Source organism: Gilliamella sp. Gris3-2 (assembly GCF_001690345.1).
In the GTDB taxonomy this organism is placed as follows: Bacteria; Pseudomonadota; Gammaproteobacteria; order Enterobacterales; family Orbaceae; genus Gilliamella; species Gilliamella bombi.
On record NZ_LZHB01000002.1, the window covers coordinates 1 to 20,505 of the forward strand.

22 protein-coding genes and 4 tRNA genes are annotated in these 20,505 nt (G+C 35.2%); 18 read left to right on the forward strand and 8 right to left on the reverse strand.

Going from position 1 to position 20,505, the window contains the following annotated elements:
• From A9G32_RS00235 to A9G32_RS00245, 3 genes are all read right to left on the reverse strand, one after another.
• A partial coding sequence (locus tag A9G32_RS00235) for an IS3 family transposase (protein ID WP_141672853.1) occupies positions 1–211 on the reverse strand: 211 nt, incomplete at its 3' end.
• Between the two features lie 83 nt (positions 212–294).
• Complete coding sequence (locus A9G32_RS00240; protein ID WP_065589462.1) at positions 295–594, reverse strand: IS3 family transposase; 300 nt, start codon at positions 592–594, stop codon at positions 295–297.
• 352 nt (positions 595–946) lie between these two features.
• Entirely contained in the window at positions 947–2,284 is a 1,338-nt protein-coding gene (locus A9G32_RS00245) for a replication-associated recombination protein A (RefSeq protein WP_065590502.1), read from the reverse strand.
• Positions 2,285–2,462: 178 nt separating this feature from the next.
• Here A9G32_RS00245 and lolA point away from each other — a divergent pair, with 178 nt between their 5' ends.
• A complete protein-coding gene (gene lolA / locus A9G32_RS00250; RefSeq protein ID WP_065590503.1) occupies positions 2,463–3,056 on the forward strand; it encodes an outer membrane lipoprotein chaperone LolA in 594 nt (197 codons plus the stop codon).
• Between the two features lie 113 nt (positions 3,057–3,169).
• Here the strand turns inward: lolA and smpB are convergent, their stop codons facing one another.
• Positions 3,170–3,652: an SsrA-binding protein SmpB gene (smpB, locus tag A9G32_RS00255; protein ID WP_065590504.1), complete on the reverse strand. Its 483-nt coding sequence runs from the start codon at positions 3,650–3,652 to the stop codon at positions 3,170–3,172.
• Between the two features lie 33 nt (positions 3,653–3,685).
• On the opposite strand from smpB, the gene A9G32_RS00260 reads away from it, so the two are divergent.
• The 5 genes from A9G32_RS00260 to A9G32_RS00280 are packed head-to-tail and all read left to right on the forward strand — an operon-like array spanning position 3,686 to position 5,605.
• A complete protein-coding gene (locus A9G32_RS00260) occupies positions 3,686–4,147 on the forward strand; it encodes a type II toxin-antitoxin system RatA family toxin (protein ID WP_081296689.1) in 462 nt (153 codons plus the stop codon).
• A gap of 1 nt (position 4,148) precedes the next feature.
• Positions 4,149–4,427 (forward strand): RnfH family protein, encoded by a 279-nt coding sequence (locus A9G32_RS00265; RefSeq protein WP_065590505.1) that lies wholly within the window; start codon positions 4,149–4,151, stop codon positions 4,425–4,427.
• 16 nt (positions 4,428–4,443) lie between these two features.
• The gene (zur, locus tag A9G32_RS00270; RefSeq protein ID WP_065590506.1) at positions 4,444–4,878 is read left to right on the forward strand and encodes a zinc uptake transcriptional repressor Zur; all 435 of its coding nucleotides are present in this window, start codon (positions 4,444–4,446) and stop codon (positions 4,876–4,878) included.
• Complete coding sequence (locus tag A9G32_RS00275) at positions 4,866–5,222, forward strand: EamA family transporter (RefSeq protein ID WP_034913647.1); 357 nt, start codon at positions 4,866–4,868, stop codon at positions 5,220–5,222. The genes zur and A9G32_RS00275 overlap by 13 nt, the downstream gene beginning before the upstream one ends.
• A complete protein-coding gene (locus A9G32_RS00280) occupies positions 5,222–5,605 on the forward strand; it encodes a DMT family transporter (RefSeq protein ID WP_034913644.1) in 384 nt (127 codons plus the stop codon). The genes A9G32_RS00275 and A9G32_RS00280 overlap by 1 nt, the downstream gene beginning before the upstream one ends.
• A 211-nt stretch (positions 5,606–5,816) precedes the next feature.
• On the opposite strand, the gene A9G32_RS00285 is transcribed toward A9G32_RS00280, so the two are convergent.
• Entirely contained in the window at positions 5,817–6,032 is a 216-nt protein-coding gene (locus tag A9G32_RS00285) for a DUF4177 domain-containing protein (protein WP_065590507.1), read from the reverse strand.
• Positions 6,033–6,549: 517 nt separating this feature from the next.
• Here A9G32_RS00285 and tcdA point away from each other — a divergent pair.
• The 9 genes from tcdA (at position 6,550) to nusG (ending at position 13,332) form a co-directional block, all read left to right on the forward strand.
• Complete coding sequence (gene tcdA, locus A9G32_RS00290; RefSeq protein ID WP_065590508.1) at positions 6,550–7,344, forward strand: tRNA cyclic N6-threonylcarbamoyladenosine(37) synthase TcdA; 795 nt, start codon at positions 6,550–6,552, stop codon at positions 7,342–7,344.
• Between the two features lie 288 nt (positions 7,345–7,632).
• Positions 7,633–10,314, forward strand: a complete 2,682-nt coding sequence (gene adhE / locus A9G32_RS00295) for a bifunctional acetaldehyde-CoA/alcohol dehydrogenase (RefSeq protein WP_065590509.1) — start codon at positions 7,633–7,635, stop codon at positions 10,312–10,314.
• 164 nt (positions 10,315–10,478) lie between these two features.
• Positions 10,479–10,554: transfer RNA gene (locus tag A9G32_RS00300), tRNA-Thr, on the forward strand.
• A 33-nt stretch (positions 10,555–10,587) separates the two neighbouring features.
• Positions 10,588–10,672, forward strand: a tRNA-Tyr gene (locus tag A9G32_RS00305).
• Between the two features lie 55 nt (positions 10,673–10,727).
• Positions 10,728–10,802 (forward strand) — tRNA-Gly (locus A9G32_RS00310).
• Between the two features lie 3 nt (positions 10,803–10,805).
• Positions 10,806–10,881, forward strand: a tRNA-Thr gene (locus tag A9G32_RS00315).
• A gap of 183 nt (positions 10,882–11,064) precedes the next feature.
• The gene (gene tuf / locus A9G32_RS00320; protein ID WP_065639651.1) at positions 11,065–12,249 is read left to right on the forward strand and encodes an elongation factor Tu; all 1,185 of its coding nucleotides are present in this window, start codon (positions 11,065–11,067) and stop codon (positions 12,247–12,249) included.
• Positions 12,250–12,383: 134 nt separating this feature from the next.
• Positions 12,384–12,785: a preprotein translocase subunit SecE gene (secE, locus tag A9G32_RS00325; protein ID WP_034913628.1), complete on the forward strand. Its 402-nt coding sequence runs from the start codon at positions 12,384–12,386 to the stop codon at positions 12,783–12,785.
• 1 nt (position 12,786) lies between these two features.
• Positions 12,787–13,332: a transcription termination/antitermination protein NusG gene (nusG, locus tag A9G32_RS00330; RefSeq protein ID WP_034913625.1), complete on the forward strand. Its 546-nt coding sequence runs from the start codon at positions 12,787–12,789 to the stop codon at positions 13,330–13,332.
• Between the two features lie 212 nt (positions 13,333–13,544).
• Here the strand turns inward: nusG and A9G32_RS00335 are convergent, their stop codons facing one another.
• The gene (locus A9G32_RS00335; RefSeq protein WP_065589846.1) at positions 13,545–14,096 is read right to left on the reverse strand and encodes an HPP family protein; all 552 of its coding nucleotides are present in this window, start codon (positions 14,094–14,096) and stop codon (positions 13,545–13,547) included.
• A gap of 180 nt (positions 14,097–14,276) precedes the next feature.
• Here A9G32_RS00335 and A9G32_RS00340 point away from each other — a divergent pair, with 180 nt between their 5' ends.
• Positions 14,277–14,849, forward strand: coding sequence for a TetR/AcrR family transcriptional regulator (locus tag A9G32_RS00340; RefSeq protein ID WP_065560458.1), 573 nt, complete (start codon positions 14,277–14,279; stop codon positions 14,847–14,849).
• A 67-nt stretch (positions 14,850–14,916) separates the two neighbouring features.
• On the opposite strand, the gene A9G32_RS00345 is transcribed toward A9G32_RS00340, so the two are convergent.
• Both A9G32_RS00345 and A9G32_RS00350 read right to left on the reverse strand, forming a co-directional pair.
• A complete protein-coding gene (locus A9G32_RS00345; RefSeq protein ID WP_065589847.1) occupies positions 14,917–16,839 on the reverse strand; it encodes an ABC transporter ATP-binding protein in 1,923 nt (640 codons plus the stop codon).
• A gap of 145 nt (positions 16,840–16,984) precedes the next feature.
• On the reverse strand, positions 16,985–18,988 hold the full coding sequence (locus A9G32_RS00350; RefSeq protein ID WP_065589848.1) for an OPT family oligopeptide transporter: 2,004 nt from the start codon (positions 18,986–18,988) through the stop codon (positions 16,985–16,987).
• Between the two features lie 214 nt (positions 18,989–19,202).
• Between A9G32_RS00350 and mazG the strand changes: the two genes are divergently transcribed.
• Positions 19,203–20,018, forward strand: a complete 816-nt coding sequence (mazG, locus tag A9G32_RS00355) for a nucleoside triphosphate pyrophosphohydrolase (RefSeq protein WP_065589849.1) — start codon at positions 19,203–19,205, stop codon at positions 20,016–20,018.
• Positions 20,011–20,451, forward strand: coding sequence for a hypothetical protein (locus A9G32_RS00360; protein ID WP_034913613.1), 441 nt, complete (start codon positions 20,011–20,013; stop codon positions 20,449–20,451). Before mazG ends, A9G32_RS00360 begins: the two co-directional genes overlap by 8 nt.
• Positions 20,452–20,505: the final 54 nt, after the last annotated feature.

The window sequence follows — 20,505 nt, forward strand, 5'->3', positions numbered from 1 at the left end:
CTTCCGTAGTATGAGATTGATAACGTTTAACGGTGTATTTTGATACCAGCAATAAGGCTTTCATCACCCGAGCAATGTAACGGCGTGACACCCAAATATTCTCTTTCTGTAAATCAAATCGAATTCGTCTTGTACCATAAGACTGATAGCTCTGATTAAATAGCGTCACGATTTTATCGGCATAAAGCCCTACTGATTTTTGTCTATTCAATTTACACTGATAATAAGCATAATGTCTTGATAATCCTAAATATTGACATAGCTTTGTTATGCTATAACGATGCCGATTTGCTTTTAGGATAGCGATTTTCGTCCTATTATCAGTGCTGCTTGCTTTAAAATATCGTTTTCCATACGGAGTTGTTTAAGCTCTTTACGCAATGCGATTAACTCTTGTTCTTGTGGACTGCGATTATCTTTTGTTTTAAATGAGCCACTTTGGCTTGATTGCGTTATCCAACGGTCCAATGCTGATGGTGTCAAATCATATTCGGCAACGATTTCACTACGTGATTTACCATGTCGATAAAGACTGACCATTTGCTGTTTAAAATCATCTGTGAATGTTCGTCTTTTGCGTTTAATCTTATTCATATTTGTTCCTTTTTTAGTTGGGATAAGTTTACCTTACCCCTTAAAAAAGTTGTATGAATTAGTGTAGCCGATCCAAGTATTATAAATGGTAAGTTATTTTCGATCATTTTCTTTGCTTGCTCCAGGTTGTTAAAAAGATACAGATCTAACACGACATATTTTTAGATAAAAAGCACTTTAATTATTTAAAATTTTATACTCAAACACATAGTTTCCTGAAAGTTTTTAACATTATTTCAAGATTTAAAGGAGGGTACAAAAATAAGTATGTAGAAATAGTATTCTCCATTTTATAATTATTTTGTTAGATCAAATTCTTTCAGAATATTTTTATAAAAAATAAACACAGCCTCTATTTTTTAGACTTATAACGTTGAATAGAGCTTGAGAGGTTTTGTTCTTCTATCCATGCTAATTTTTCAGTATAATTTTTTTCAGCACCACGAGTTGTTGGGCGATAATATTTTGTATTAGCCATTTCTGGCGGAAAGTAATTTTCACCTGCTGCGAAAGCGTTGGGTTCATCGTGGGCGTAACGATACTCAGCGCCATAACCTAAGTTTTTCATTAAGCTTGTTGGAGCGTTGCGTAAATGCTCAGGAACATCGTAATCAGGTTTTGATTCAGCATCAGTCATTGCTTGTTTAAATGCAAGGTAAACTGCATTACTTTTTGGTGCACAAGCAAGATAGATGATTGCTTGTGCAATTGCACGTTCACCTTCAGCAGGACCAACTCTTGTAAAGCAGTCCCATGCCGCAAGCGCGACTTGCATAGCTCTAGGATCGGCATTACCAACATCTTCCGAGGCAATGGCTAATAATCGACGTGCAACATAAAGTGGATCTCCGCCAGCTGATATAATTCTTGCATACCAATACAGAGCGGCATCAGGTGCGGAACCACGTATTGATTTATGTACCGCGGAAATTAAATCGTAAAAACGATCGCCTTGATTATCGAATCTCGCACTACGTTCTCCCATAACTTCTTTGAGTAAATCAGGTGTAAGTTCATGCCCATCTGACATGTCAATTAATAGTTCAAGTGTGTTAAGTGCTCGCCTTGCATCACCACCAACGAAGTCAGCAATTTGTTTTTTTGTTTCTTCGGGTAGATTGATGTTTTTATTACCATAACCACGGTTAGGATCGTCCATTGCCTGCTGTAAAATTTGCTCAATGTCATGGTTGGTTAATGATTTGAGCAAATAGACTCTTGCACGAGATAATAATGCAGAATTTAATTCAAATGATGGATTTTCAGTTGTTGCTCCAATAAACGTAACAGTGCCGTTTTCGACATAAGGTAAAAACGCATCTTGTTGACTTTTATTAAAACGATGAACTTCGTCAACAAATAATATAGTGCGGATCCCTGCTTGCTGATTAATTTTAGCACGTTCAATTGCTTCACGAATATCTTTTATGCCAGATGTAACGGCAGAAACTCGTTCAACTTTAGCATTAGCATGATGAGCAATAATTTCAGCTAAAGTTGTTTTGCCCGTGCCTGGCGGCCCCCAAAGGATCATTGAGTGTAAATTTCCAGCTTCAATTGCTTTGGGTAGCGGTTTATCTTTCCCCAATAGATGAGATTGACCTATATATTCAGCTAGATTACGTGGGCGCATTCTAGCTGCCAATGGTTTAAATTCATCAGTAGTAAATTCAAAAGACATACTCGGCATGGCAGGTATTTATCCGCATTTGTAAAATAAAACCTATTATATACTTGTTATTTTGTAAGTGAAAAAAGAAAAGAAAATATCTTTCCCCACTAGAATAAAAACGGTAATATTTCAATCCTATATAGTAATCAAAATATATTTAACATATTTTTATAGAAGAAATACATAAGGATTGGCTATGAAAAAGTTTTTACTTTTAATTGGAGCATTAGTTAGTTTATCAGCATGGGCTAGCGATAAAGAAGTATTACAACAACGTTTAGATAAAATTGACGGGTTTTATGCAAGGTTTTCGCAAGATGTGAAAACGGCCGATAATCAACAAGTACAAGAAGGTAAAGGCGATTTATGGGTTAGTAGACCTTACTATTTTAATTGGACGATGAATGAACCTGATGAAACATCGATTATTTCTGATGGAAAGAATATGTGGGTATACACACCAGCAGTTCAACAAGTTAGTGTAATGGACTTGAAAAAAGCGATCGATAACCGATTAATGTTACTAATTACTGACAGTCATAACCCAATTTGGAATGTTTATAATGTCACTCGTAAACAAGATTCGTTTACCTTAAAACCAACAGATGGGTCTAATCAAGACTTTATTATTTCGGTATTACCTACAGGTATGATTTCTAACTTTACTATTATAGAAGAAGATGGCCAACGTAGTTTTTATGACTTGTCTCGACAAACACTAGGTAAAGTCGCATTAGACAAATTCAAATTTACTCCGCCAGCAGGCGTAACTGTTGATGATCAACGTTAGTATATTGTAGATTTATAATGTACTAAAAAAGATAGCGCTAGCAAATCTAATTAAAACAGAAATTGAATCGATATCTACTGCTAGCGTTATATTTTACGAAGTGAATCAAAACATTACCGATTTGCGTTTTTCATAATACGTGCTTTATCAACTTGCCATTGGCGTTCTTTAATATCGGTACGTTTATCGTATTCTTTTTTACCTTTGGCAACACCAATTTTTACTTTTGCCCATGCGTTTTTCCAATATAACGAAAGAGCAACAACCGTATAGCCTTGGCGGTTGATCTGACCAAATAATGAGTTGAGCTCACGCTCATTTAGCAGCAACTTACGATTTCGCATCGGTTCACAAATAACATGCGTTGAGGCAACATTTAACGGCGTAATAGTTGCACCAAATAACCATGCTTCACCATCTTTAAGTAAAACATAGCTATCACTAATATTTGCTTTACCTGCACGGAGAGATTTTACTTCCCAACCTTGCAGGGATAATCCCGCCTCAATTTCCTCTTCAATAAAGTACTCATGGCGTGCACGTTTATTTAATGCAATAGTTGCCGATCCCGGCTTGTGTAATTTTTTCTTAGTCATAATGTGCGTTATTATAGAGTTACGTGATACTATATGCTACTAATTTTAACTTTTTATTTTATTATTATGGCACATGTTTTTCACGAAGTTATTGAGCCCTACTCAATTGAGCAAATGTTTGCTTTAGTTAATGATATAGAAAAATATCCAGAATTCATTCCTGATTGTATCGCAACAGGCATTATTAGAAAACAAGATAATATTATGACTGCCTTTATTAAGGTTGAAAAGTTCGGTTTTAAAAAATCTTTTACCACATTAAATAGAGTTAATGAACCTAACTCAATTGATATAACGCTTTTAGAAGGTCCATTTAAACAATTATCGGGTCGGTGGCAATTTGTTAAAATTACTGAAAACCAAAGTAAAATTAGTCTCAATTTAGATTTTGAGTTCAAAAATAAATTATTAGATATGACTTTTACTCCTATATTTAAAGAAATCATGACTAGTATGGTTAATGCGTTTTCAAAAAGAGCAAGGCAGATTTATTAAAATGATCAATATTCAAGTTGTTTATGCGTTACCGAATAATCCAACAGTAATTAATTGTAATGTTGATGAGCAAACGAATGTCTTGCAAGCAATTACAAAATCCAATATCTTATCGTTATGCCAGATTAAACTAGATGAACATTTAATCGGCATCTATGGAAAACGTTGTGATCTTAATGAATTGGTTAAAAATGGCGATCGTATTGAAATATATCGCCCTTTAATCAATGATCCTAAAGAAATAAGACGAAGAAAAGCTGCACAAAAAAATTATGGCTAAAGGCAAAGGATATTAAATGCATAATCTGTTAATTGAAAAGATTGAAACTTTATGCAAAAAACGTGGTATTAAACTGACAACGCAACGTCGAACAGTTTTAGATATTATGTTAACGGCAAATAAAGCAATGAGTGCCTATGATCTTTTAGATCTACTAAAAGTAAGCGAACCACAAGCTAAACCTCCAACAATTTATCGTGCACTTGAATTTTTACTTGAACAAGGTTTTATCCATAAAGTGGAATCTTCTAATAGCTATATTATTTGTCCACATTTTCAAGATCCTGAACATATTTCAATTTTATTCATTTGCGATAAATGTCAACAAATCATCGAAAAACATTCACAAGATATCGAACATCAATTTAAACAGTTAGCACAACAAAGTGATTTTTTAATCAAACATAGTGTGCTAGAAATACACGGATTTTGCCAGCAGTGTCAACCTTAATTATTGTTCTTTGGTTAATTAATATTGCCTGTGATACTGTTGGGCAAATTGCATTTAAGTATGCCGCAATTACTTCAAAAAATAAGCAGGGTTTACATTATTGGCAAAAATTATTTAGCAATTTTTGGCTTTGGTTGGGGTTTGGCACATATTTTATCGGTTTTATTTTTTGGCTAGCATTTTTAAGTAAAGTGCCTTTATCGCAAGGTATTTTACTAGGTTCATTTAATATCATAACTGTTATGTTAGCTGGCCGTATCTTATTTCAAGAGCACCTTACTTTATTTCGTATCATTGGTATATTTTTTATTACTACTGGCGTAGTTTTAGTGGGGCTTACGTAATGAAAAAATTTTATATTATTGGATTTATTTTACTATTATTTTTTGACACATTTGGTCAAACAAGCTTTAAATTAACTGCAATATCAGCTATGCCATTTGAAGTGAGTATTGATTGGTTAATCCGTATTTTTACTTATGGTTGGGCTTATTTAGTAATGCTTGGCTATACAGGGGCATTTGTCACTTGGATGGTATTATTAAAAAAAGCCCCAGTGGGTCCAGCTTTTGCCGCTTCTCATTTACAGGTGGTTACAGTAATGTTGGTATCGGTTATTGTTTTTGATGAGCAAATTACATTGACACGCATGCTTGGTGGGTTATCTATCATTATAGGTATTGTCTTTTTAGCTCTAGCAGAGCAAAAATTACAGCATAAATCCTAAAGTTGCCTATTTTATACTGAAACATAGTGTTTCCTGAAACTTTTTAACAAAGAATTAATACTTCTAATTTACTAATTAGCCAGTTTGAGTTTATCTTATTTAGTAGAAATAATATGCCCTAAGAGCATATTGATTTCTAACCTTACAACTATTAATTTAAAATATTATTACCTGTAATGGATTATTTTAATAAAAATGCTTTTGAGATTGTTTAAATACGGTCACGCTCAAGGATAACAATGTGAGCTTCTCGATTCCAGAATAAGAACAAGCGACGTATCTCTCTTTCCATCGTTACTACACGCCAGCCTGCTTCAGCATTTTTATTTAGTAACTCGGTAAACCTAGCTGGATTAACATTAGCTGATCCAAAAAGAAACGAAGAAAAAGCGTTTTCTTGATAAATAACTACCTTATATTCTTTCATAAAAAATTAAAACTCCAATAATTTATTTAAATTAAGATTAAAAATTTTTAATATTATATACTGTTAATACTTTAGTATCTAGCGTATAACATTTTTGTTTGATCTAAAAAATAGATATGTTCAATCTATATTAAAATTGTTAACCATTTTAATATATAGCTCTATTTTGCTCGACGTTAGCCTGACTAAGCACGAGGGTATTACGGCCTGATAGGTTATTAGACCCTTTATCTACTTTGTTCAAGCTAAAGGTACAATTGCTTGGTATGAAATGGCAAATTGTAGGAAAAAATAATAAGTTAAACAAATACACATAATATCTTATCGATTACTCATCGTCGAAGATGATGTAGCTGACCTTTATAAGAGTTATGAATTTGGTTTTTTATTCGTGAAAGGTATAATATCTCTAATACTTATTGATAAGTTCTTTATATAAAAAATATTACAGTTATAATTTGTAAAAAAGTTTCAGGAGAGTAGTTGTTTTAGTATAAAACACTATTATTAATTATTGATGAATAAAGAATCTTACTTTCAACGTTTTAGCGGTATAGCTAGGCTTTATGGTGAGTCAGCTTTGCAATGTTTTTCACAAGCGCATATTTGTGTAATTGGTATCGGTGGTGTAGGTTCTTGGGTTGCTGAATCGCTAGCGCGTAGTGGTATTGGTCAAATTACCCTAATTGATATGGATGATGTTTGTGTAACAAATACAAATCGCCAAATTCATGCGTTAAAATCCAATATTGGCAAAGCTAAAACCTCGGTTATGGCTGAACGCATTTTACAAATTAACCCTGAATGTATCGTGAATGAAATTGATGATTTTATTAATTCAGATAATGTTAGTGAATATTTAGGAACAAAGCAATCCCCATGTTATCACTATATTATTGAAGCAATTGATAGTGTACATGATAAAGCGGCTGTGCTTGCATATTGTAAGCGACAAAAATTGAAAGTGATTACCATTGGTGGAGCTGGTGGACAAAAAGATCCAACCCAAATTAAAATTGCAGATTTGGCAAAGACAATTCAAGATCCATTAGTAGCAAAGTTACGTGAAAAACTAAAGTATAATTATAAATTAAATAAAGATAGCAAAGGTAAATACGGCATTCCTTGTGTATTTTCGACTGAGCAATTAACGTACCCTTCTAAAAATGGACAAGTATGTTTAACAAAAAGTGAAGCAGATGGACCTAAAAAAATGGACTGTGAGTCAGGGTTCGGCGCAATTACAACAGTTACAGCCACCTTTGGTTTTGTGGCGGTTAGTTATGTGCTAAATAAATTGTGTAACACATAATTTTTTAAAACTAGTCCTTTTTCTTCCATAACAAATTCCATTAATAATAACCATTTTTGAATAAAAATGGTTCCTTTTTTTATATCTATTTCTTTTTTAGTGACTAAATACATAAAAATTAGTTACTTTTCGTAACATGCTTTTTTTTATTCAATATATTATTGTATAAAGTAAAAATCTGATTTACGATAACGTCAATTTCGTTTTGTCATTATGCTTAAGCATTAAATAGTTTCAAGGAAGACGCCAAACGATCCCGATTTATTTTTTAATTTCAAGGAGAAATCTATGGCAGTAACTAACATGAATGAGTTAAATGAGTTAATGGTTCGAGTCAAAAAGGCACAGGAGACTTATTCAACTTATACTCAAGAACAAGTCGACAAAATCTTTGTAGCAGCAGCGACAGCCGCCGCTGCGGCACGTATTCCACTTGCGCAACAAGCTGTTGCAGAGTCAGGAATGGGAATTGTCGAAGATAAGGTCATAAAAAACCTTTTTGCCGCTGAGTATATTTTAAATAAATATCGTCACGATAAGACTTGTGGAGTCGTTGCTGAAAATGAACCATTCGGTACTATTACTATAGCAGAACCACTTGGTATTATTTGTGGAATTGTTCCAACAACTAACCCAACTTCAACTGCGATTTTTAAATCATTAATTAGCTTAAAAACTCGCAATGCAATTGTCTTCTCTCCACATCCTCGAGCTAAAAAATCAACTATTGAAGCTGCTCGAATTGTATTAGATGCCGCAATTAAAGCTGGCGCACCAAAAGATATTATTGGTTGGATTGACGAGCCATCTATCGAATTATCAAATGCATTAATGCACCACGATGATGTGTCTGCTATTTTAGCAACTGGTGGACCAGGCATGGTAAAAGCCGCTTATAGTTCAGGTAAACCTGCGTTAGGTGTTGGTGCAGGTAATACACCAGTTGTTATAGATGAAACAGCTGATTTGAAACGTGCTGTTGCCTCAGTACTTATGTCTAAGACATTTGATAACGGGATGATCTGTGCATCAGAACAAGCAATTGTTGTTGTTGATTCTGTCTATGATGAAGTACGTCGCTTATTAACTCAATATGGTGCATATGTCTTAAATGCTAAAGAAACTAAAGCAGTACAAGGTATTATTTTAAACGACAAAGGCGCCTTAAATGCCAATATTGTTGGTCAGCCAGCAACTAAAATTGCTGAAATGGCCGGTCTTAAAGTTCCAGCTGGTTCGAAAGTACTTGTTGGCGAAGTAAGTAAAGTTGATTTATCTGAACCGTTTGCTCACGAAAAACTTTCTCCAACGCTTGCTATGTTCAAGGCTAAAGATTTCTCTGAAGCTGTTGATAAAGCAGAAAAATTGGTTGAAATGGGTGGAATGGGGCACACTTCAGTCCTTTATACTGATCAAGATAGCAATCGTGAACGTATTGCTTATTTTGGTAGTAAAATGAAAACTTGCCGTATTTTAATAAATCAACCAGCGGCTCATGGTGGTATTGGTGATTTATATAATTTTGATTTAGCGCCATCTTTAACATTAGGATGTGGCTCTTGGGGGGGGAACTCGGTATCTGAAAATGTTGGACCGAAGCACTTAATCAATAAGAAAACAATCGCTAAGAGAGCAGAAAATATGTTATGGCACAAACTACCAAGTTCTATCTATTTTAAACGTGGCTCACTACCAGTAGCTTTAAGTGAAGTGGTTGAGCAAGGTGCAAAACGTGTATTTTTAGTAACAGATAAATTCCTATTTAATAACGGTTACTCAAAACAAATCACTGATCAATTAGAAGCACAAGGTGTTATTTGTGAAACTTTCTTTGATGTTGAAGCAGATCCAACATTAAGTGTCGTGCGTAAGGGTACTGATTCAATGCAAGCATTCCAACCAGATACAATTATTGCGTTAGGTGGTGGTTCACCAATGGATGCTGCAAAAATCATGTGGGTTTTATATGAGCACCCTGAAACTAAATTCGAAGAGCTAGCATTACGTTTTATGGATATTCGTAAACGTGCTTGCCACTTCCCAAATATGGGGCAAAAAGCAAAATTAATTTGTGTAACAACCACATCAGGTACAGGCTCTGAAGTAACTCCATTTGCCGTGGTTACTGATGATGCAACAGGTCAAAAATATCCATTAGCGGATTATGCTATTACGCCTAATATGGCAATAGTTGATGCAAACTTAGTGATGAATATGCCTCGCTCACTTTGTGCTGCTGGAGGCTATGATGCTGTAACGCATGCTTTAGAAGCTTACGTATCAGTTATGGCAAGTGAGTTTTCTGATGGGCAAGCGTTACAAGCGCTAAGCATACTTAAAGCTTATTTACCAGCAAGTTATAGAGAAGGGGCAAAAAATCCTATTGCTCGAGAAAAAGTGCATAGTGCAGCAACGTTAGCAGGTGTTGCTTTTGCTCAAGCATTCCTTGGCGTTTGTCACTCAATAGCTCATAAAATTGGTGCAGCATTCCATATTCCTCATGGTGTTGCTAATGCGATGTTAATTAGTAATGTTGTCCGTTTTAATGCAACCGACAAACCAACTAAACAAGGTACGTTTAGCCAATATGGTTATCCTAAAGCAGTTAGCCGTTATGCCGAAATTGCTGATCATTTAGGTCTAACCACAGCTACAGATAATGATGAGAAGAAAGTCGAGAAATTAATTGGTTGGTTAGATCAACTTAGAAAAGATCTTGATATTCCATTTTCTATTAAAGAATTTGGTGTGGATGAAAAAACTTTCTTGGCTCAAGTCGATCAGCTTGCAGTTGATGCCTTTGATGACCAATGTACTGGTGCAAATCCACGTTATCCTCTAATTGCTGAGCTAAAACAGATCCTTCTTGATACTTATTATGGTCGTGCATATCAAGACAAAGGCGATATTAGCGAAGATGTAGCGGTACAAACAGCGGCTAAAGGTGTAGGGACAACTAAAAAAATGTAGTTAAAAAGAAATAACATAAGTTTATTTTGAACTAAATAAAACCCGAAATAAGCATAAATTTCGGGTTTTTTTATGTTTTTGATTTATTTTTAAGCAAACAAAATAAAATTTGTTTTTTTTGCTTGCAAGGTTAAATGTTCTAGTTCATAATGCGCAGCACTTAGGCCGGCTTAGCTCAGTAGGTAGAGCAACTGACTTGTAATCAGTAGGTCGCCAGTTCGATTCCGGCAGCCGGCACCATTTTCCTAAGTAGACAAATTTATAAAGATTCGGGGTGGGGTTCCCGAGCGGCCAAAGGGAGCAGACTGTAAATCTGCCGTGTCACACTTCGAAGGTTCGAATCCTTCCCCCACCACCATCATCTAACATTAGCAATAGCTAATTGAAGCATTTAGGTAGCCGAGTTTGAACATGCGGGCATCGTATAATGGCTATTACCTCAGCCTTCCAAGCTGATGATGCGGGTTCGATTCCCGCTGCCCGCTCCAATTGCTGATATAGCTCAGTTGGTAGAGCGCACCCTTGGTAAGGGTGAGGTCGGCAGTTCAAATCTGCCTATCAGCACCATTCTTGTTAATCTCCTAAACTTCTAAAAATATCAAATTTGCCTGCTTTATAGCTTGTCACTCGGTAACTTTATCTGTTATCATTCAGAGCTAATTTTAAGTTAGTATTATGTTGATATTAAATATGATACTTGGTTAATGTGGTGATTCACCACCGATTTGTATTACATTTGAGGGACGATAAATGTCTAAAGAAAAATTTGAACGTACAAAACCCCACGTTAACGTTGGTACAATCGGCCACGTTGACCACGGTAAAACAACTTTAACTGCTGCAATTACTTCTGTACTTGCTAAAAAATACGGCGGTCAAGCTCGTGCATTCGATCAAATCGATAACGCACCAGAAGAAAAAGCACGTGGTATCACCATCAACACTTCACACGTTGAATACGATACACCAACTCGTCACTATGCACACGTAGACTGCCCAGGCCATGCTGACTATGTTAAAAACATGATCACTGGTGCGGCACAAATGGACGGTGCTATCTTAGTAGTAGCAGCAACAGATGGTCCTATGCCACAAACTCGTGAACACATTCTTTTAGGTCGTCAAGTAGGTGTTCCTTACATCATCGTATTCTTAAATAAATGTGATATGGTTGATGATGAAGAATTATTAGAATTAGTTGAAATGGAAGTACGTGAACTTCTATCTCAATATGATTTCCCAGGTGATGATACACCAGTCATTCGTGGTTCTGCGCTTAAAGCGTTAGAAGGCGATGCAGCATGGGAAGACAAAATTGTTGAATTAGCAGAAGCATTAGATAGCTATATTCCAGAGCCAGAGCGTGATATCGACAAACCATTCCTATTACCAATTGAAGACGTATTCTCAATTTCAGGACGTGGTACAGTAGTAACTGGTCGTGTTGAACGCGGTGTAATCAAAGTTGGAGAAGAAGTTGAAATTGTTGGTATCAAGCCAACCACTAAAACAACTTGTACTGGTGTTGAAATGTTCCGTAAATTACTTGACGAAGGTCGTGCAGGTGAAAACGTTGGTGTATTACTACGTGGTACAAAACGTGAAGAAATCGAACGTGGTCAAGTACTTGCAAAACCAGGTTCAATCACTCCACATACTGATTTTGAATCAGAAGTGTATATTTTAAGCAAAGATGAAGGTGGTCGTCACACTCCATTCTTCAAAGGTTACCGTCCACAGTTCTACTTCCGTACAACTGACGTAACTGGTACTATCGAATTACCAGAAGGTGTAGAAATGGTAATGCCTGGAGATAACATCAAAATGACAGTATCATTAATTCACCCAATCGCAATGGCAGACGGCTTACGTTTTGCGATTCGTGAAGGTGGTCGTACTGTTGGTGCGGGTGTTGTTGCTAGGGTTATTAAATAATCTAGTATTAGCTACCAATAGAAAGGGTATCAATAGATGCCCTTTCTTATCTAGTCTGTTTAGCAAAATGTTTTTGATAAAAGAGCATTTTGGAAAATAGATATTACTATAAATAACATAATTATGGGTTTTATATGCTAGTAAGTAACGAGAGTCAAGATTCAAATACTATTCTAGACAAATTTAAGTGGTGTTTAGTTTTAGTATTGATTGCATTTGTTGTTTGGGGAAATTTTTATTTTGCTGAACCAAATGATATATATCAACCTAATACAATCGTTCGGATTATTGCAGTTGTTGTAATTTCGTTATTAACGCTGTTAATTGCGATTACAACAAACATGGGTAAGTCATTTTTGTTATTTTTACAAGAATCTAGAAAAGAATTAAGAAAAGTTGTATGGCCAACACGTAAAGAAACAGCACAAACAACTTTACTTGTTGCAGCTATTACACTTTTTGTTGGTTTAGCGCTTTGGGGGATGGATACAGTATTCCGTTTAGTCATCTTTTATTTAACATCAATAGGGCGTTAATATGAGCGAAACACAACAAAAGCGATGGTATGTTATTCAAGCTTATTCTGGGTATGAAGCGAGGGTTGCACAATCATTACGTGAATACATCAAATTACATAATATGGAAGATGCATTTGGTGAAGTTTTAGTACCCACTGAAGAAGTTGTTGAAATGAAAAGTGGTCAACGCCGTAAAAGTGAACGTAAATTCTTTCCTGGTTATGTGCTAGTTGAAATGATGATGAATGATGCAACTTGGCATTTAGTAAAAAGTGTACCAAGAACAATGGGATTCATTGGTGGTACTTCGGATCGACCAGCGCCTATCAGCCAACGTGAAGTTGATGCTATCATGAATCGTTTACAACAAATAGGTGATAAACCACGCCCTAAAACACTATTTGAACCAGGCGAGCTTGTTCGTGTTAACGAAGGTCCATTTGCTGACTTTAATGGTGTAGTAGAAGAAGTTGATTACGAAAAAAGTCGCTTAAAAGTATCGGTTTCTATTTTTGGACGTTCAACGCCTGTAGAGCTAGATTTTAGTCAAGTTGAAAAGAGCTAATCTTTTGATATAGTTTTTCACTGAATTAGCTGTATCTTTTAGAAAACCACAAGAGTCTATCTTGTGGTTTTTGTTTTTATGAAAGAAATATAATGCCTTTCCAGAATTTGAGAATAATAGTTCTGTTTCTAATATATTTAATCAAAGTGAGTTGCCAAGGTAGATAAAACCACTATAGGATCATAATTTATTATTAATATAATACAGGCAATCTATTCTTTTTTATATTTTTTTATTCTTTTACCCATATCAAAGTGATATCCCAACCAATAGTTAGGCCAACGTGCTTCGATTCCTATATTATTAACTATTAAAGCAACCATGACTAATAAAACTGAACCTATAAGTACTGGTGTTATCAAGAATGAATAGTCAGTAATTCCAGACATCATGATTAAAATAGGGTTTGCACCAGCTGGAGCGTGAACTACACGTAGTAACTGCATCAATGCGATAGATGTCCCAACTGCTAATGCTATCGGTATAATTCCATTACTAAATAAATTAATGAACAACACACCTATAAAAGACGAAATAAAATGCCCTCCTATAACACTTCTTGGTTGTGCTAATGGAGATTTAGGTGCAGCAAATAACAAGACGCATGTTGCACCAAATGGAGCCATAATTGCTAATGTATCTCCCCACTGAGTGATTACGAGCAAAGTTAAAATCCCTAAAGCACCCCCAATAAATCCTCTCAATATAGCTACTGCGTTAGGTTTAGGTGACATCACCTCTCCTCCTTTTAATTTTTCTAGCATAAATCTCTCCTGTTTGGTTAATGTGGGATTTTAATAAAACTAGTAAGTCTATTAAGTAAACTGCATCGTTTACTTAATGTGTATTTATTAACTATAAAGGTCAAACATTATTTATAATTAACTATATTAGAGTTGTTGTGATAGAATCAAAAATATTCTAGCAATTACAAATAATAAAAAATGAAATTGAAGCCTGAAATTGTTGATATGATACTTGCTGCGGCTGAATCGCTGTTTAATGAATATGGTTATCATCCTGTTAGTTTAGAGCTTATTGCAGAAAATGCAGGTGTATCAAAAAGAACATTATATAAATATTTTGGTGACAAAAATGGGCTTGTAAGTAAAGTGTTACTTAGGCGGAATGATTGTTTTAAAAAATCACTTACAGATGTTATCGCTGTTTTTTCTGAAAAAAAAGACAAAATCAATGCAATTATTTCATGGCATATAAAATGGTTTAAGAATGATAATTACCGTGGTTGTATGTTTGTACGAGCCAAGTCTGAATATAACAATAAAAGCGAAGAAATATGCGCTATTGTTAGTGAACATAAAAAGTGGATTCAAGATAGGATTTTTGAATGTCTAGGAGGCACAAAGTCATGTGAACAAGCATCTTGCCTAATTATGTTAATACTTGAAGGTATGATATCTTGCACATCCGTTTTTGGTATTGAGGGATATGATTTTGAACAGGCAAAAATGTATATCTATGATATCGTCGATAACATTGGCGAGGATAACCTATGAATTTAAATAGCTGGCTTATAGACAATGGATAGCCATTACCTCAAGCCTATTAACCGAAATGATCAATTTAATCTAAGTTAAACGATTCCAATTGTTGTTGTAATTCTAACCATTGTAGTTCTGTTTCTTCTAATTGATTTTTAAGTTGGCTTTGCTCTAGTAACAAAGTTGTAAGTTCGTTTTTTTTGCTCGCATCATAGATTGCAGGATCAGACAGTTGTTCTTCAATTTGCTTTAATTGATGGGTTAATTTATCAAGCATCTGTTCTTCTTTTTGTAACTGTTTTTTTATTGGCTGCATTTGTGCACGTAATTCAGCTTGTTTACGTTTTTGCTCTTTACGATCTTGAGCTGATATATTACTTGTATTTTCTTTTTTGGGTGAATTTATTTCGTCATTTGATTGGTTATCATCTTTTTGTGCTTCGGCTAACCATTTTTGATAATCATCAAGATCGCCGTCAAATGGTTCAACTTTATGATCATGGACTAAATAGAATTCATCGGTGGTCGAACGTAGTAAATGGCGATCATGTGACACCACAACTAATGCACCATCAAAATCAATTAGCGCTTCAGTCAATGCTTGTCGCATATCTAAATCTAGGTGGTTAGTTGGTTCGTCTAATAAAAGAAGATTCGGTTTTTGCCATACAATTAAAGCTAAAACAAGTCGCGCCTTTTCACCACCCGAGAAAGTTTTAACTGGCTCGGTGACTTTGTCGCCTTGAAAATCAAATCCACCTAAATAATTACGTAGTTCTTGCTCTGTATTTTTCGGTTCAGCAAGTTGCGTTAAATGCCAAAGTGGTGACTCATCGGGGCGTAGATATTCTAATTGATGTTGAGCAAAATAGCCTAATTGAACACCTTTAGCGAGATTAATATGGCCTTCTTTAGGTGCAAGTTCACCAGCTAGCAATTTAATCAGTGTTGATTTACCTGCACCATTGCGTCCTAATAAGCCAATGCGTGAACCAGGGACTAAATTAAGCTTAATTTTTTCTAGTATAATTTTATCATCATAACCCGCTACGACTTTGTCCATCCTTAACAAAGGGCTTGGTAAGAATTCTGATGGTTTAAAATTAAAATGAAATGGATTATCGACATGCGCTGGTGCAATCAGTTCCATTCTTTCTAACATTTTTATACGGCTTTGCGCCTGTTTAGCTTTTGTTGCTTTGGCTCTAAATCGATCAATATAATTTTGTAAGTGTGCAACTTTAAGTTGTTGGCTTTCATAGAGTGATTGTTGTTGTGCTAACTTTGTAGATCGCTGAATCTCAAATGAAGAGTAGTTACCGGTGTATTCAAATAAACTTTTTTGTTCAATATGAATAATTTTATTGACTAAAGGATCTAAAAAATCACGATCGTGAGAAATTAAAATTAAAGTCCCTTGATAGTTGCTTAGCCATTTTTCAAGCCAAATGACAGCATCTAAATCAAGGTGATTGGTTGGTTCATCAAGCAATAATAAATCAGAACGACACATTAACGCTTGTGCCAAATTCAATCGCATTCGCCAACCACCGGAATAGGACTTAACCGGTAACATTAATTGCTCATTAGAAAAACCAAGACCATGTAATAATGTTGCAGCTCGTGCACGAATTGTCCATGCATCTATGGTATCAAGCTTTTCATGAATGACCGCAATTTGTTGACCATTATTTTGCTCATTGGCAATATTTAACTGCTTTTCTAATTGACGATATTCACGATCGCCATCAATCGCATATTCAATCGCAGGAATATCCAAGGCTGGTGTTTCTTGATTGACCCAAGCCAGTTGCCAGTGAGATGGAACACTCAATGTGCCTGCATCAGCTTGGATTTCACCTTTAATTAGCGAAAAAAGGGTGGATTTTCCGCAGCCATTTTTACCCACTAACCCCACTTTTTGTTGAGGATTAATGGTTGCTGATGCATTATCTAATAGCAGGTTAACGCCACGGCGCACTTGGATCGAATCAAAAACTATCATGATATTTATGTCTATTATTCAAAATAAAGTAGGTTAATAAAAATTGTTTTAATCATCTAAAATCAGGAACGTTATAAAACAATCAATTCAAACAAAAAAGCCCTTTGTTGAAACGAAAAGGGCTTAAATTTAATTATTCGTAGGCCTATTTTTTAATTGCTGATAAAGCACGACGGATAAAGAACGTACATATACCAACAAAAACAAAAAGCCCTAAAAGTTGCGGTAACATACCTAAATCGAACGGTATTGCGAGTGGAGCATCATTTCCGCCATTGGTGATACTAATCACAATTACAATAGCCAATAACACGCCAACTAAGCTCTCGCCAACAATCAGGCCCGATGCAATTAGCGCCGCTTTACGATCAACTTTTTTGTATTGTTCTTCTGGATCTAAATTTTGCGCTTGGGCTTTTTTGTACGCATTACGTTTAATTATCCATGATAAAAAAGTACCAATAATAATTGGTGTTGTAATGCTTGGCGGTAAATAAATGCCTAACCCAACAGCAAGAGCAGGTATGCGAAAATTAGATTTATTTTGGGCAAGAATTAAATCAACAATAATAATAGCAGCACCTAAAGCAAGTCCTATTAAAATCATTGTCCAGTCAAGTTGATGAGCAAAAATGCCCTTAGCAATTGTTGTCATCAATGTTGCTTGTGGTGCAGCTAAAACTTGGCTTACATCCATATCTTGGCGAGGTAAAGCGCCAGTAAAGCCATAAGCGTTATATAAAATCTCTAAAATAGGCGCAATAACAATTGCACCAACAACACAGCCAAGTAATAATGCGACTTGTTGTTTCCAAGGGGTAGCATTAACCAAATGACCTGTTTTTAGGTCTTGTAAATTATCATTTGAAATACAAGCGATCGCCAATACAGCACTGGTTGTAAAGAGCGCAAGTGCGGTTGCAAAATTAGAACCTTCAATAGAAGATAGCATACCATTAGCTTCGCCTAAACCTAATAAGATCAATGAAATGACTACCACAGCAACAATTGCTATTCCTGATATTGGGCTTGCTGATGAGCCAACAAGTCCAGCCATATAACCACAAGCGGCAGCCACTAAAAAACCCATAATAAAAGCAAATAATACAGCGCAAAAAACTAATGTCCAAGCAACGCCTGCTGATAACCCACTATTGTCAATGAAGCTATAAAAAGTCACTAACAAAATAGCTAACATACTGCCCATAATGACTAAAATAGTTTTAGGTGATAAATCCCGCTCGGTTGATGCAATATCACTGTCAGACGCATCTGAACGCATACTTTTAAACGAGATTTTTAACCCTTCGGCCATCGGTTTGATTAACGTGAGTAATGTCCAAACGGCTGCAATTGCGATTACCCCTGCACCAATAAAACGAATATCTTTTGCCCAAAATCCCATAGCAACTTCAGATAACGGTTGACTAGTATCATAATCGGTAATTGCACTTAAAATTGGAACGCCAAATACCCAACCAATAATAGTACCAATTAAAATAGCAATTCCAGACATAATTCCGATTAAATAACCAGCACTAAGTAAAGCTAATGAGAACCCCATAGGCAGTTGAAAAATAGACTTACCAGCAGTAAACCAATAAGCAGTGCTTTCTGATAACGCACGAAAACCATTAGTAAAAAGGCTAACAATGGATGCAATCACGCCACCAAATAAAATATCTTTTAGCCCATCATTAGCTTCATTATTATCGGTTTTAGAGCCAGCTTTTAAAATTTCAGCGGCAGCCACACCTTCAGGATAAGGTAAATTACTTTTAACGACCATTACATGACGTAAAGGAATTGAAAATAAAACCCCAAGCATTCCGCCTGCGGCACATATTGCAAAGGTTAGCCAAAAAGGAAAGTGTTGCCAATAACCAATCATTAACAACCCTGGTAGCACAAAAATAATTGAAGATAAAGTGCCAGCTGCTGATGCCTGAGTTTGCACCATATTATTCTCTAAAATAGTTGAACCTGAAAACAGTTTCAATACAGCCATTGAAATTACTGCAGCAGGGATTGCTGACGAAAAAGTTAATCCAACTTTTAAGCCAAGATAAACATTCGATGCAGTAAAAATAACAGTAATAAGAGCGCCGAGAATGGTACCTCTTAAAGTAAGCTCGCGTAAATTATTCATATTGTTTAATAACGTTAAATTAATAAGCAGGTATTATATACTTAATTCACATTTATCGGCTAGAAGTTCCGTCTTTAAGGCTATTTTTAAAATTTATATTATTATTTTTGGTGAAATAATTATCAATAATAGCAAAATATATAAGCGCCAATGTTTAAAAGAGTAACCGTTTTGCTATGAAACCATTTACAATAGTTCAATCAATGATTGATTTATGAGAGATATTTTGAACGCATTACAACGCTTACAAGCCATAACCAAACAACTTCGTGATCCTGTTAATGGTTGTCAATGGGATCGGCAACAAACTTTTGCATCACTAAAATCGTATACTTTAGAAGAAACCTATGAAGTTTTAGATGCAATTGATAAACAAGACATGGATGAGCTAAAAAAAGAACTTGGTGATCTACTATTTCACATTGTCTTTTATGCTGATTTAGCCCAAGAACAAGGAAGCTTTAATTTTGATGAGATTTGTTTATCGGTTGTAGATAAATTAGTTTATCGTCATCCTCATATTTTTACTGAAAAAAAGAATGAAAAAACTAACTGGGAACAACTTAAACAAAAAGAACGAGACCAAAAAGCGCAATACTCATTGCTTGACGATATACCCCAAGCAATACCAGCGTTAATGCAAGCAGAAAAAATTCAAAAGCGTTGTGCCTCGGTTGGTTTTGATTGGCATGATATAAAACCTGTGCTTGATAAAGTAAAAGAAGAAATTGGTGAAGTCGAGCAAGAATTAGAACGCACTAAACAAGATCCACAAAAAATTGAGGAAGAACTTGGTGATTTATTGTTTGCGACTGTCAATTTAGCTAGACATTTAAAGGTTAAATCAGAACTCTGTTTACAGCAAGCCAATAAAAAATTTACCCGACGATTTCAACAAGTAGAATCGATACTCAAACAAAAAAACTTATCTTTAATTGATGCAACGCTTGAACAAATGGAAGACGCGTGGCAAAGTGTTAAGCAATTAGAACAGATTAAACTCAATAGCGAAGTGAATAAAAATGACTGAACAAAAAAATGAATTATATCAAGAGATCGAAGCATGGGCACAAAATGCGATATTAAATAGTCCAAAATGGAGCATTAATCAGCTCGATTACTCTGAAAAAAGTATTACGGTTGTTGAAATGATCATCAGTGAGCTGGCTGAAAAAAACTTTAGCATTCCAGAAGAACAACTCAACATGATATCGCAAGAATACGGATGTTATTTATTGCTCACCGCACATAAAATATACGGAGGTGAGTTTTATTGGAACGAAGAATTTCAACAACCCATGTTAATTTGCTGTGAACCTGATGCCATGATAGTCCTCATGACATGGAACAAAGTAAAAGGACGATTAGTAGGGGATAAAGCCGATCATATTGCTTATTTCTTAGATGAATTTGGCAAAGCTACTTTTCAACCCGAAAAAGGCACTCATGTGGTTTATTTGTAATAAAAATAATCATTCTTAAAATTCTTTACCAATAAAACTAAGCAAGTAGATAAA

What these genes read in the sequence shown, in the direction of transcription:
- A9G32_RS00240 (WP_065589462.1), bottom strand. Translation starts at nt 594, where the DNA reads ATGAATAAGATTAAACGCAAAAGACGAACATTCACAGATGATTTTAAA.
- A9G32_RS00245 (WP_065590502.1), bottom strand. Translation starts at nt 2,284, where the DNA reads ATGCCGAGTATGTCTTTTGAATTTACTACTGATGAATTTAAACCATTG.
- lolA (WP_065590503.1), top strand. Translation starts at nt 2,463, where the DNA reads ATGAAAAAGTTTTTACTTTTAATTGGAGCATTAGTTAGTTTATCAGCA.
- smpB (WP_065590504.1), bottom strand. Translation starts at nt 3,652, where the DNA reads ATGACTAAGAAAAAATTACACAAGCCGGGATCGGCAACTATTGCATTA.
- A9G32_RS00260 (WP_081296689.1), top strand. Translation starts at nt 3,686, where the DNA reads ATGCTACTAATTTTAACTTTTTATTTTATTATTATGGCACATGTTTTT.
- A9G32_RS00265 (WP_065590505.1), top strand. Translation starts at nt 4,149, where the DNA reads ATGATCAATATTCAAGTTGTTTATGCGTTACCGAATAATCCAACAGTA.
- zur (WP_065590506.1), top strand. Translation starts at nt 4,444, where the DNA reads ATGCATAATCTGTTAATTGAAAAGATTGAAACTTTATGCAAAAAACGT.
- A9G32_RS00280 (WP_034913644.1), top strand. Translation starts at nt 5,222, where the DNA reads ATGAAAAAATTTTATATTATTGGATTTATTTTACTATTATTTTTTGAC.
- A9G32_RS00285 (WP_065590507.1), bottom strand. Translation starts at nt 6,032, where the DNA reads ATGAAAGAATATAAGGTAGTTATTTATCAAGAAAACGCTTTTTCTTCG.
- tcdA (WP_065590508.1), top strand. Translation starts at nt 6,550, where the DNA reads ATGAATAAAGAATCTTACTTTCAACGTTTTAGCGGTATAGCTAGGCTT.
- adhE (WP_065590509.1), top strand. Translation starts at nt 7,633, where the DNA reads ATGGCAGTAACTAACATGAATGAGTTAAATGAGTTAATGGTTCGAGTC.
- tuf (WP_065639651.1), top strand. Translation starts at nt 11,065, where the DNA reads ATGTCTAAAGAAAAATTTGAACGTACAAAACCCCACGTTAACGTTGGT.
- secE (WP_034913628.1), top strand. Translation starts at nt 12,384, where the DNA reads ATGCTAGTAAGTAACGAGAGTCAAGATTCAAATACTATTCTAGACAAA.
- nusG (WP_034913625.1), top strand. Translation starts at nt 12,787, where the DNA reads ATGAGCGAAACACAACAAAAGCGATGGTATGTTATTCAAGCTTATTCT.
- A9G32_RS00335 (WP_065589846.1), bottom strand. Translation starts at nt 14,096, where the DNA reads ATGCTAGAAAAATTAAAAGGAGGAGAGGTGATGTCACCTAAACCTAAC.
- A9G32_RS00340 (WP_065560458.1), top strand. Translation starts at nt 14,277, where the DNA reads ATGAAATTGAAGCCTGAAATTGTTGATATGATACTTGCTGCGGCTGAA.
- A9G32_RS00345 (WP_065589847.1), bottom strand. Translation starts at nt 16,839, where the DNA reads ATGATAGTTTTTGATTCGATCCAAGTGCGCCGTGGCGTTAACCTGCTA.
- A9G32_RS00350 (WP_065589848.1), bottom strand. Translation starts at nt 18,988, where the DNA reads ATGAATAATTTACGCGAGCTTACTTTAAGAGGTACCATTCTCGGCGCT.
- mazG (WP_065589849.1), top strand. Translation starts at nt 19,203, where the DNA reads ATGAGAGATATTTTGAACGCATTACAACGCTTACAAGCCATAACCAAA.
- A9G32_RS00360 (WP_034913613.1), top strand. Translation starts at nt 20,011, where the DNA reads ATGACTGAACAAAAAAATGAATTATATCAAGAGATCGAAGCATGGGCA.